The sequence below is a fragment of the Aquimarina sediminis genome (assembly GCF_002895435.1).
Lineage (GTDB): Bacteria > Bacteroidota > Bacteroidia > Flavobacteriales > Flavobacteriaceae > Aquimarina > Aquimarina sediminis.
Map to the genome: position 1 here is coordinate 357,578 of NZ_POYJ01000003.1, position 13,016 is coordinate 370,593.

Sequence of the window (13,016 nt, forward strand, 5' to 3'; positions counted from 1 at the left end):
GTAAATATACGCTCTTGTTACTAGTGTAAATAATGTTAAAATACAGGTCTTTTTTTAAAAAAGGGGATTTTTCCCCCCTAAAGGGTATTTCAAAATATAAAAAGGGTCTGTATCTTGCATATGCAATTATGACGATTGTGTTTACGTTAAGTTTAGTTCGATAGGTTTTGGGGTAATCTATCTTACAGAAGTCCCGTTAGTTTCTAGCGGGGCTTTTTTTGAATAATTTTATTACTTGTCTTCTTTGTTCTCTTCTAGTTCATCATCATTAGGGATGATTTTTAGTGTAGGTTCTTTAAGGGTTTTCTTGTTTGCAATACTTCGTTCTAATGAAAGTAATAAAGAAGGTAGTAGCAGTAGGTTAGCTAACATTGCGAATAATAAAGTTGTAGAAACTAATCCTCCAAGAGCTTTGGTACCTCCAAAACTGGATATCATAAACACAGAAAAGCCAAAAAACAGAACAGTCGAGGTGTAGAACATACTCACTCCTGTTTCTCTTAATGATGCTAATACCGACTTTCTAATCCTCCAATGATTAGTTTTGAGTTCTTGTCTGTATTTTGCCAAAAAGTGTATTGTGTCATCTACAGAGATTCCAAAAGCAATACTGAAAACTAAAATAGTAGATGGTTTTATGGGCACGCCAAGAAATCCCATAAGACCGGCAGTCATTAGCAATGGGAGTAAATTAGGAATGAGTGAGATAACAATCATTTTCCACGACCTAAACATCCATGCCATAAAAAGAGCAATTAGGATTACGGCTAACCCCAAAGAAAAGGTTAGATTCCATACTAGATATTTGGTTCCTTTCTGAAATATAAGAGCTTTACCTGTAAAAGAAACATCGTACCTGTCTTTTGGAAATATTTTCTCTAGCTGAGGTGCAAGAGCTGCTTCAATACGTTCCATCTCTTCTGTTCCTACATCTTTCATAAAAGTGGTGATCCTTGCGTATTGCCCTGTAGAATCTACATAACTTTCTAATACCCCGGTTTTAGAATCAAAACTCTTTGCATAGGGGAGAATAAAATTTCGCTCCTGACTAGTCGGTATTTGATAGTATTTAGGGTTTCCGTTATAAAAAGCTTGTTTTGAATATTTGACCAAGTTTACAATAGATATCGGCTTAGAAAGTTCGGGGGTTTCTTCTAGAAGCTCCTGAAGTTTCTCCATACGCTTAATTGTAGGAAGTTTTAATACTCCTTGTTTACGTTTGGTATCAATCAATATTTCTAACGGCATAATCCCGTCGAATTCATTTTCAAAAAACTCTATGTCCTTATAAAACCCAGCGGATTTAGGCATGTCTTCTAACAGGCTTCCAGAAACTTTTATGGTGTATATTCCAATGATGCTAACAATTAAAATGATAACAGAAGAAAAATAGATGGTTACACGTCTGGTTTTAACCATGTTTTCCATCCAATCCATTAGTTTTTCAATCCAGCCTTTTCCAAGATGTTTTAAATGCCTTTCTTTTGGTTGTGGCATATAACTATAAATAATAGTAATTACCAATAAACAAAGTATAAATAGTGCAACAATATTGATTGAGGCTACAATACCAAATTCTTTAAGTAGCTTGCTTTCTGTTAAGGCAAAGGTTGCAAACCCTGAGGCTGTGGTTACATTGGTCATCAAGGTGGCATTTCCGACCTTGGTTATAACACGTTGTAGAGATTTTGCCTTATTGCCATGTTTTTTTATTTCCTGTTGATATTTGTTGATCAGAAAGATGCAATTAGGGATACCAATTACAATAACTAATGGAGGTATAATGGCAGTTAGTACAGTAATTTCATATTGTAAAAGCCCTAGAATTCCAAAAGCCCACATTACACCAATAATCACAGCGGTCATTGAGATAAACGTTGCTCTAAATGATCTGAAAAAGAAAAAGAATATTAATGAAGTAACTAGTAAGGCGGCAAGAATGAATACCTGGATTTCATCCATGATATTTTGAGAATTCAAGGTTCTGATGTATGGCATACCAGAAACTTTAATATCAAGATCATGTTTTTTTTCAAATTCTTCAACAGCAGATTGTAGGACTTTCTCTATAAATTTCTTTCTAACCGGAGTGTTTACAATGTCTTTTTTAAGATAAAGAGCACTTTGTATGGTTTGAGATTTTTTGCTGTATATTAACCCTTCATAAAAAGGTAGTTTGTTAAATAACTCGTACTTGTATTTGGAAACTTCTTTTTGTGTAAAGCTTGAATCTTTGATAAAAGGAACTAACTCAAATCTATCAGGATTTTTTTCTTTTTTTAAAGTTTTTAAATCTGCAATAGAGACTACTAAGTCTATTTCGTCATACTTTTTAAAAGAATTGTTAAAATCATTCCAAGCTTTTAATTTCTCGGGAGTAAAAAGAGTACTGTCTTTAACAGCCATCACTATTAAATTGCCTTCTTCTCCAAATTTTTCAAGAAACTCTTGATACTTGATGTTTACTTCATGATCATCAGGAAGTAAATTGGCCTCTGAATGTGAGAACCTCATGTTTTTCCACTGAAAACCTAAAAAAACTGTAATCCCAATGATTGCTAGAAATATTACTGCTCTATTACGGAGTATGATTCCAGCGAGTGCATTCCAAAACCCGAAACTGAATAATTTTGCCATTCTTTATTTTCCTGCTGCAAATGTAAGAATTGGGAAGATATTATTTGTCAATTTTAGAAAAGAAAATGTTTTGGTTTCAAATGATTATAGTTTTAAATAAAAAGTAAACTTAAAAGAGATGTTGTCTTCAAACTGCGGAAGATGATAAGCACCATAACGATAAGCAAAACTAAGGCCAAAACCAGCAAACAATTTGTTGATTTCAAGACCCGATTCTTGGTACCCTTGTTGTAAGGATGAGAAGTTTACCCCTTGGTGATTTTCGGGATTGCTAACATCTCCAATAGCATAGCGACTTATAAAAACAAGTTCCGGTTTAAACCAATTAGTCACTCGGACAGGTTTTATTCTATGTTTTATTTGTAAAGTTGCTAATCTGTCACTGAAAAATTCGCCAAAGAACATGGTTTCAAAGGTTCTTCGACCCGCTACAGAAAACCTTCTTAGTATTGTTTCTTTTGATGGGGCATTGGGATATGTGTGATACAAATGAGTAAGAGGAACGTCTCCAGTTGCTAGATCTGCTTCAAATAAAATACTTGTTTGGGATTGTTTAATACGATTGATAATGTATTCTGCTTTTAGGCCTATCTTGCTATAAGAGAAATTGCTGTCAAATACTCCTTTAAATCCTTGTGTGTATTGTGCTGTAATTTTGGGATATCCGTCATGGATTTCTTTGTATTGGTTAGGAGTTTTTAAAAATTTACTAAAAGGACTCCATCTCAATGCAATTGTAGCCTCTGCTGTTTTATATGCAGAAAAAGAGCTATTGTCATTTATATATTGATACCCTCCAGTCTGAGCTATGTTGCTCATTGCAAATTGAGTTTCAGACATTAATTTAGGAAATATCTGTTGCTGTAAGCTTGTGCTCCAGGTTCTGTGTTTATAGTAAAAATCAATGTTCACCAAACGGGGTTCGAATAAAGAATACACTCTTCGGTCTGTAAGATATAAGAAGCTACCAACCTCTTTTATATCATCTGTATAGTTAACAGTTAGCCAGGAGTCAGAGTTTTTGTTTAATAATAAACCTCCTCCAATACCATATTTAGACTTTGAGTCTCTAAAACCGTAAACTATATATCCTCCAAGTCTAAACCGATTAGAGAATTTTGAATTTGTTTTACCACCAATACCTAATCTTAATCCCTCATAGTTATTAAATTTTATAGGATAGGTGAGGTCAAAATTAAAGAAGCCAACTGGGTAATAGCCAGTATTAAAACTTTGTATAACATCAATTCTACGTTCTATATTCTGAGCATCTACGATACTGTCAACTACTTGAAATGAGTTTAAGTCTTTTTCAGTAATAGCACTTGTGCGGTATTGATTCCAATATGCTTCTGATCTATCGTTTGCCTGAGGGTCTATTTTTATTGACGCTTGGCTTTGTTTTATGCCTTGTATAGTGTTTAGCTCAATATCGAATAGATCAGTTGTAGAGATTAAAAAATCATTGTTTCCAGAAAAAGTCTTTTTGTCATTTGCCAGCCTCCCAACGGATATTTGTCCTCCAAAGAGACTTACTTTTTGTCTACCTTTTCCGGGTCGAATAACAATTTCCTGTTGAATGGGAAACCAATTTTCTTTTTCAGAAAAGTATTTAAAATTATGAGTGGCTATTACATTGAGTTCCCCTCTTAATTCAATAATTGCTTTTTGTATCGCGAATGTTTTTATGTCTAAGTATAGTACCCCTTCTAAATTGGCAAAACTTTTGGATTTTCTGGGTTGAAAAAGAACAACAAATGCAGGTTGTTTACTTTGAGTTGTATCCAGAACTTTGTAGTGATAATTTCTAAGAGCTCTTTTGGATAAAGGTCCTATGTATTTATTGTTAAAAATAGTATAATCTTCACCATAAAGAGAGTTAGATTGTATTTTAATACCTAATACATTATATATTGGTTTTTTAAAGCCAGTCATACGAGTAGCTAAAACAGTTTCTTTTTCTCCTGCGGTTTTTTTAAACTGGTGTAAGCTGATTTTTTCTGATAAAAAAGAATGCGCTTTGTTAAACAAGTGTTCCATATCAACATTCGATGTGTCGGGGGAGTTTAAGTGCGCTTGATTATCCTCTGTTATTTTTAGTTTATTGTAGCTTTTGTAGCTAAAATTTGCCAGTGATTTTTTTGGGTTGTTTTTTCCTTTTTTACGTATAGCTTCTTTAATGATATTTGCAGCCACGTTTTCAGATACATCTAACTTTACGGGATCAAGGTTCTCTTCTTTAGGATTGAGTTTGATTTCAATCTTTGTAGGATTTTTGGATGAAATTGATATCGTTTTTGTTTGATACCCGAGATAGCTTACCGTAAGATTAACAGGATATGCATTGCATCGTATTATAAATTCGCCTTTAACAGAAGTCAGTGCATATGAAGAGCTATTGGTTTTTACAGTCGCAAAAGGTAAGGGCTGATCAGAACTTTCATCAATCACAATGCCATTAATGTTAACTTGAGAAATTAAAACAGAGTGTATGAAAAGTAATAAACAAAAAAATTTGTTCTGCATTATGCCATATAAGTTCAAAAAAACGAAGATACAAAAAAAGCGTTTCCAATCAGAAAACGCTTTGCTTTATTAACAAGTATTAAGAATATAATACTAAACTGTCATAATTTCTTTTTCTTTTACAGCAAGCATTTCATCAATCTTTTTGATAAAAGTGTCTGTTAATTCCTGAACGTCTACTTCCGCATTTTTTGCCATATCTTCCGATAGACCTTCCTTTTCTAGCTTTTTAATCTCATTATTGGCGCTTTTACGATCATTGCGTATACCAACCTTGGAGTCTTCTGCCTCAGATTTTGCTTGCTTAGCTAAATCTCTACGACGCTCTTCTGTAAGAGGAGGGACGCTTATGATTACACTTTCGCCATTATTCATAGGATTAAAACCTAGATTAGCCACTTGGATGCCTTTTTCAATTTCAGAAATTACAGATTTATCAAATGGTTGAATTGTAATTGTTCTTGCATCTGGAGTGCTTACATTGCCTACTTGATTTAACGGCGTTGGAGAGCCGTAATATTCTACCATTACGCTACCTAGCATCGCGGGAGAAGCTTTACCAGCTCTTATGTTTAACAGCTTTTTTTCTAAATGAGTAATTGCTGCTTGCATAGATTCTTTAGTTGAATCTATAATAAAATTTATTTCTTCGTTCATTTTTTTGTTCTTTTCTTTTGACTAATCAAAAAATAAGCCAATATGATTAAAGGTTTACTTGTGTTCCTATGGGTTCTCCAGAAACTACTTTTAGTAAATTTCCGGTTTTGTTCATATCAAAAACTATAATAGGTAACTCGTTTTCTTGACTTAAAGTAAATGCCGTGGTGTCCATTACCTTTAATCCCTTACGTAAAACATCATCAAATGATATGAAATCAAACTTTGTTGCATCGGCATTTTTTTCAGGGTCAGAAGTGTATATTCCATCTACTCTTGTTCCTTTAAGAATAACATCGGCATTAATTTCAATGGCCCTAAGTACTGCAGCAGAATCAGTAGTGAAGTAAGGATTTCCAGTTCCTCCTCCAAATATTACAACTCTTCCTTTTTCTAAGTGTCGAATTGCTCTACGTCGAATAAAAGGTTCTGCAACTTCATTGATTTTTACTGCAGACTGCAAACGTGTAGGTATCTCGGCATCCTCAAGAGCGCTTTGAAGAGCAAGACCATTAATGACAGTGGCTAACATGCCCATGTGATCCGCTTGTACTCTATCCATTCCTTTACTAGCACCCGCAACGCCTCTAAAAATATTACCCCCACCAATAACAATAGCGACTTGAACTCCTTTGTTGGTGATTTGCTTGATTTCATTGGCATATTCTGCCAGTCTTTTGGGGTCAATTCCATATTGACGATCACCCATTAGAGCTTCGCCAGATAATTTAAGTAATATTCTTTTATATTCCATTCTAAGATTTAACTGAGGTACAAATATAATGATATTCTTAATTTAGAAAATAGTTTCGAATATAAAGGTAAAAAAATGACTTAGGAGGTAAAATGTCTAGGGTAAAATGTTGTAAGAAAAAAAGGGTGGTTTTCCCCTGCTCGTGGTGTTGGTTGGTTTTAAAATATGTTATAGGTTTGCTTCAGGGAAAACAAAAAAATGTTTGGGGGATGAGAAATATTTTTGGAATGATGTTTAGGCATTTTTAAGTATAAGCATCTTTGGTGTTTATGCAAGATAGACCGATTGGGGAGTTGGTCTTTATTTTGGGGGTAAGCTTATGAAGAAATTCAGGGCTTATAAATGTTATAAAGTCAGGAAGATGATATTTTGAAAATGAAGATGAAAAAAACCGCTTCTGTTATAGAAGCGGTTTTTGCTTTTCAGATAAGTTTCTGAAAAACATTTTATTGTTTAGATTATCCTAATGACACTCTTTCGAATGAAACTACAGATACGTCTCCAAGTGTTTTTACGTAATCAGCAACACTTTTCTTTTCGTCTTTAATAAAGTTTTGGTCAAGAAGGCATTGTTCTTGATCCAAAGTTGTATTGTCAGAAATAAATCTTTCTAGTTTTCCAGGAAGAATTCTGTCCCAGATTTGCTCTGGTTTTCCTTCTGCCTTAAGTTCTGCTTTAAGATCTTCTTCTGCCTTTGCAATTACTTCATCCGTTAATTGAGATCTTGAGATAAATTGAGGTACATTTTTTAATGTTTTTCCTAATCTTTCAAGTTCGATATTTTCTTTTTCAATTGCTGCTATTCTTGCTTGAGTTTCAGAAGCAACGTATTCTGGATCAAAATCTTTATATGATAAAGTGGTTGCGCCCATAGAAGCTACCTGCATTGAGATATCTTTAGCAAGAGTTTCTGCACTCTCGATAGGTGTAGATAATCCAGTTAGAGCTCCAATCTTGTTTCCATGAATATAAGATCCAACAAAAGGAGCTTCAAGAACTTTGTAATCTCCGATTTCGATTTTCTCACCAATAACACCTGTTTGTTCAGTAAGTTTTTCCTGAACAGTCATACCATTAAAATCTGAAGCCAAAAGTTCTTCTTTAGAAGAAGTGTTTAGAGCCACTTCAGCTAATTCATTTGCAAGAGAAACAAAAGAATCATTTTTTCCTACGAAATCAGTCTCGCAGTTAAGAGAAACGATTACTCCTTTGTTTTTGGAGTCATTAACTTTTGCAATAACCGCACCTTCAGAAGACTCTCTGTCTGCTCTTTTGTCAGCAATCTTTTGCCCTTTTTCTCTAAGGATTTTTATCGCTTTGTCAAAATCTCCTTCAGCTTCAACAAGAGCTTTTTTGCAGTCCATCATTCCGGCACCTGTAGCCTTACGTAATTTGCTTACTTCGGCTGCTGTAATCTTTGCCATATCTTTAAATATTTAATGTGTAAATGTATTGTTTGTATAAAAAACAAGTCGTTTAGTTGTACTGCAAAAGTAAAGAACCAAACGACTTATCAATTTTATGCTAAAGTTAAATTTTGTCTTAATAGATAAAGCTTAACTTCGAATTTTAATAGATAGTTTATCTATTTGTTTATTCTTCTTCTTGCTTTGCAGCTTCAGTTACTGGAGCTTCTACAGTAGCTTCAACTTTTGCAGGTGCTGCCGGGGCATCAGCTTTTGCCTTTGCCGGAGCATCCTTTTTAGGAGCTTCTTTTGTAGCCTTTCTTTCGCTTAAACCTTCAATAACAGCATCACTAACATAAGTCATTACTTTGTCGATAGATTTTGAAGCATCATCATTTGCTGGGATTACATACTGTACCTGACGTGGGTCAGAGTTAGTATCAACCATTGCAAAAATAGGAATGTTTAATTTTTGAGCTTCTTTTACCGCGATATGCTCACGAGTAATATCTACAACAAATAACGCTCCTGGTAGACGAGTCATATCAGAAATAGAACCTAAGTTTTTTTCTAATTTAGCTCTCAAACGGTCTACTTGTAAACGTTCTTTTTTAGATAATGTGTTAAAAGTACCATCTTTCTTCATTCTATCTATTGCTGCCATTTTTTTAACGGCTTTACGAATAGTTACAAAGTTGGTAAGCATACCACCAGGCCATCTTTCTGTAATGTATGGTTGGTTTGCTTTGGCTGCTTTTTCAGCAACGATTTCTTTGGCTTGCTTTTTTGTAGCAACAAAAAGGATTTTTCTTCCAGACGCTGCAATCTTTTTTAAAGCTTCACTAGCTTCATCGATTTTTGCAGCAGTTTTATATAGGTTAATGATATGAATACCATTACGCTCCATATAGATATAAGGAGCCATATTTGGATCCCATCTTCTTGTGAGGTGACCAAAGTGTACACCTGCATCAAGTAATTCTTTTACTTCGATATTGTTTGCCATTTTTGTAATAGTTTACGTTCTGTTGAATTAGCAATGCCCAAGTGGCTACTTTTTTTGTACGACCTTGTGCATTTAGATGCTAAACTAACCCCTCAAAAATCCGAGGTAACAACAAATACTGTTTTAATAAATTAACGTTTAGAGAACTGGAATTTCTTACGCGCTTTCTTCTGTCCGAATTTTTTACGCTCTACCATTCTTGGGTCTCTAGTCAATAAACCTTCTGGTTTAAGGATTGATCTGTTTTCTTCATCCAGTTCACATACAGCTCTGGATATTGCTAAGCGAACAGCTTCTGCTTGCCCAGTGATTCCTCCTCCGTATACATTTACATTTACGTCGTATTTATCTTCATTACTAGTTAAAGTAAGAGGTTGGTTTACTTTGTATTGTAAAGTTGCAGTGGTGAAGTAATCAGCAAGTTCCTTTTTGTTAACAGTAATTTTTCCTGAACCATCTTTAAGATAGATTCTGGCTACAGCCGTTTTTCTACGACCAATTTTGTGAATAACTTCCATTACTTAAATTCTTTTAAGTTAACAGTTTTAGGCTGCTGAGCATCTTGATTGTGTTCTGCTCCGGCATATACCTTTAAATTACGGAATAAAGCTGCTCCTAATTTGTTTTTAGGTAACATTCCTTTTACCGCTTTTTCGATTAAACGCTCTGGATTTTTGTCATACAATTCCTGAGCAGTAAGACTTCTTTGCCCTCCAGGGTATCCAGTGTGACGGATATATGATTTCTCAGTCCACTTTTTTCCTGTTAAGTTGATTTTTTCGGCATTGGTAATGATAACATTATCACCGCAATCAACGTGTGGGGTAAAATCAGGTTTGCGTTTACCTCTTAGTAGTATTGCAACTACAGAAGCAAGGCGACCTAAAGTCTGTCCCTCAGCATCTACATGCAACCATTCTTTTGTAACGGTAGCTTTGTTGGCAGATACTGTTTTGTAACTTAATGTGTCCACACTAATTATTTTTACTTAATTAAACATTCCTTTTCCTATATAAAATAGGGGTGCAAATGTACAACTATATATTTATATAGCAAATAGGTAATTGATATTATTTTTAAAGTATGACTCGTTGGTTTTCAGTCAGGTTAAAGTTATGGTTGACCTTTTGTTTAATTCATGCTATAAAATATGTAGTCCTTGTTAATTTTTTACTAAAAAACTATATGTAGTGTGACAAACTAAGATAATTTCTGTCATCTTAGATAAATCAATCATCAAATAGTATAGTCACCATGAAATATTATACCTGTATTTGGGTACTTTTTCTATTCCCTATTGTTACAAAAGCGCAAGATTCTACAAGTGTTCTTAAAAAGAAAATATATACAACAAAACCGATTAATGAGACTGATATACCATCTATCGATGGTGTGATTGAAGAACAGGGTTGGGATCTTGTAGACTGGGGTGATAATTTTATTGAAAGTGATCCTGATGAGAATACCCCTCCAAGTCAGCAAACTAAATATAAAATACTGTATGATCAGAAATACCTTTATGTCGCTTTTAGATGTTATGATGATGAACCCGATAAGATCGAAAAAAGATTATCTAGGAGAGATGGTTTTACTGGTGATCGTATTACACTAATATTAGATACGTATCATGATAAGAGGACAGCTTTTTCCTTTACAATAACAGCCGCAGGAGTAAAAGGGGATGAATTTGTTTCTCAAAATGGTGATAATTGGGATCCTAGCTGGAACCCTATCTGGTATGCGGCAAGCAAGATTGATAGTGAAGGATGGACTGCGGAGATCAAAATTCCTTTAAGTCAATTAAAGTTCGGTAAGGCTAAAGAGCAAATTTGGGGACTTCAGGTAAACCGGTTGATTTTTAGAAAGGCAGAAAGATCTGTTTGGCAGCGTATTCCTAGAGATGCTTCCGGGTTTGTTAGCGAATTTGGAGAACTACATGGTTTAATCAATATTGAAGCGCAAAAGCAATTGGAAATTCAACCGTTTGCAGTAACTCAGTTAGATACCTATCCCGAAGAAGAAGGTAACCCTTTTAGAGATGGGGAAGATTTTGGGCTTAATGCTGGGTTGGATGCAAAAATTGGAATTACAAATGATCTTACATTAGATTTAACAGTTAATCCTGATTTTGGTCAAGTCGAAGCCGATCCCGCTGCTATTGCACTGGATGGATTTCAAGTCTTTTTTAGAGAACAACGACCGTTTTTTGTTGAAAACAAGAATATATTTGATTATCGTTTTGCCAATGGGTTTGATAATATATTCTATTCGCGTAGGATAGGAAGAAGCCCGCAGGGAGTAGTTGGAAAAAACCCAATAAATGATTCTAGTCCTGTAAATGATGAGTTTGTTGACTCACCTAGTAATACTACTATTCTTGGTGCAGCAAAGTTCAGTGGTAAAACAAAAGATGGTTGGTCTATAGGTGTCTTAGAAAGTGTTACTGCTCGTGAGATAGCAAAAATTGAAGATGAGAATGGAAATAAGAGAGAGACGGTTGTAGAGCCTTTAACAAATTATGCCGTGGGTAGAGTGCAAAAAGATTTTAATAAACGTAACTCTTTTATTGGTGGAATTTTTACAGCCACTAATAGACATTTGGGAGATGTACTTAATATAGATTATGAAAACCCAGAAACAGATGAGACTTCGGAGTTGACTGATTCAAGAGAAAATAATCTTAATTTATTAAGAGAATCTGCGTATACAGGAGGATTAGATTTTAGGCACAACTGGAAGGATAGAGAATATTTTATTGAAGGAAATATTGTGGCTAGCCATGTAAAAGGGTCAAAAGAAGCTATTAAAGATACGCAAGAAAGACTAACCCATTTATTTCAAAGGGTAGATGCAAGTCATGTAAGTGTTGATCCTAATCGTACCTCGCTTACAGGTACAGGAGGGAAGTTGGCTGGAGGAAAGTCTGGCGGAGGAAACTGGAGATATGAAGCAGGGGTTTTCTGGCGTTCACCAGAATTGGAGTTGAATGACATTGGGTTTTTGAGACAAGCAGACGATATTAGACAGTTTGCAAACCTTCGTTATTTGTTTTTGAAACCGACAAAATTTTATAGAAGAGCTGATATCGGATTTAATCAATCTTCAGCTTTTGATTTTGAGGGAAATTATAATCGAATCCAGTACTCTTTGGGTGGAAATATCAATTATCAGAATAATTGGTGGACAGAAGTAGAAATGATACATAAGCCACGTATTTTTACGAATACAATTCTACGAGGTGGTCCTCGTTGGAGGTTTTCTGAAGAGAATATTGCTGTTCTGTTTTTTGGGTCCGATCAAAGGAAAAAATTTAATTTTACTATGGGGCATGTGAATTCATTCACCAAGCAAAATAACTTTTCTTTTAGGAGGTATGTGCTAAGACTAAGATATCAGCCTTTTAATGCTTTTAGTATGTCTTTGAATCCAGAGTTTGAGCAAAACCCAAACAAAACGCAGTATGTTACAGAGGTTGATTTTAATGGGACTCCTAGATATATAACTGCCAAAATTGATCAACAGACTCTAAGTGCTAGTATCCGATTAAATTATAGTATTAATCCTAATCTTACCATACAGTATTATGGGCAGCCTTTTATCTCGAGAGGAAGATATCAGGATTTTAATCATGTTGCTAATGCAGTTGCAAGTGATCTGAATGATAGGATAGCTTTGTATGATGATGATCAAATTTCTTTTGCAGATGATCAGTATTCTGTTGATGAAGATAGAGACGGGACAGTGGATTATACATTTGATAATCCAGATTTTGCATTTGTTCAATTTAGGTCAAATCTGGTATTGCGTTGGGAGTATATACCTGGATCCGAAATATTTTTGGTATGGTCTCAGGGTATTACCGGAGATGGAAATCCTTCAGATCATCTTTTTAGAAGCTTAGATAATCAAATACTGGACACGCAACCTGATAATACTTTTTTGATTAAAGCAACATATAGGTTTGTGTTATAAAATTTCTTTATTTTTTTATATCGTAACTAATTTTAAACGTATTTTGCGGCAATATATA

The 13,016-nt window shown here is 34.5% G+C and carries 9 protein-coding genes; 1 reads left to right on the plus strand and 8 read right to left on the minus strand.

The window, feature by feature from the left end; genetic code table 11:
- Positions 1-231 precede the first annotated feature (231 nt).
- The 8 genes from C1X07_RS10150 to rplM form a co-directional block, all read right to left on the minus strand.
- Positions 232-2,637, minus strand: a complete 2,406-nt coding sequence (locus C1X07_RS10150) for an efflux RND transporter permease subunit (RefSeq protein WP_103069900.1) — start codon at positions 2,635-2,637, stop codon at positions 232-234.
- An 84-nt stretch (positions 2,638-2,721) separates the two neighbouring features.
- The gene (locus C1X07_RS10155) at positions 2,722-5,088 is read right to left on the minus strand and encodes a DUF5686 family protein (RefSeq protein ID WP_164914137.1); all 2,367 of its coding nucleotides are present in this window, start codon (positions 5,086-5,088) and stop codon (positions 2,722-2,724) included.
- A 168-nt stretch (positions 5,089-5,256) separates the two neighbouring features.
- The gene (frr, locus tag C1X07_RS10160; RefSeq protein WP_103069902.1) at positions 5,257-5,820 is read right to left on the minus strand and encodes a ribosome recycling factor; all 564 of its coding nucleotides are present in this window, start codon (positions 5,818-5,820) and stop codon (positions 5,257-5,259) included.
- A gap of 46 nt (positions 5,821-5,866) precedes the next feature.
- Positions 5,867-6,574 carry a UMP kinase gene (gene pyrH, locus C1X07_RS10165; RefSeq protein WP_103069903.1) on the minus strand — a complete coding sequence of 236 codons (708 nt, stop codon included), beginning with the start codon at positions 6,572-6,574 and terminating at the stop codon, positions 5,867-5,869.
- 458 nt (positions 6,575-7,032) lie between these two features.
- The gene (tsf, locus tag C1X07_RS10170) at positions 7,033-7,998 is read right to left on the minus strand and encodes a translation elongation factor Ts (protein WP_103069904.1); all 966 of its coding nucleotides are present in this window, start codon (positions 7,996-7,998) and stop codon (positions 7,033-7,035) included.
- A gap of 169 nt (positions 7,999-8,167) precedes the next feature.
- On the minus strand, positions 8,168-8,986 hold the full coding sequence (rpsB, locus tag C1X07_RS10175; protein ID WP_103069905.1) for a 30S ribosomal protein S2: 819 nt from the start codon (positions 8,984-8,986) through the stop codon (positions 8,168-8,170).
- Positions 8,987-9,117: 131 nt separating this feature from the next.
- On the minus strand, positions 9,118-9,504 hold the full coding sequence (gene rpsI / locus C1X07_RS10180) for a 30S ribosomal protein S9 (RefSeq protein ID WP_103069906.1): 387 nt from the start codon (positions 9,502-9,504) through the stop codon (positions 9,118-9,120).
- A complete protein-coding gene (gene rplM, locus C1X07_RS10185) occupies positions 9,504-9,959 on the minus strand; it encodes a 50S ribosomal protein L13 (protein ID WP_103069907.1) in 456 nt (151 codons plus the stop codon). The genes rpsI and rplM overlap by 1 nt, the downstream gene beginning before the upstream one ends.
- A gap of 281 nt (positions 9,960-10,240) precedes the next feature.
- On the opposite strand from rplM, the gene C1X07_RS10190 reads away from it, so the two are divergent.
- Positions 10,241-12,958: a DUF5916 domain-containing protein gene (locus C1X07_RS10190; RefSeq protein WP_103069908.1), complete on the plus strand. Its 2,718-nt coding sequence runs from the start codon at positions 10,241-10,243 to the stop codon at positions 12,956-12,958.
- Positions 12,959-13,016: the final 58 nt, after the last annotated feature.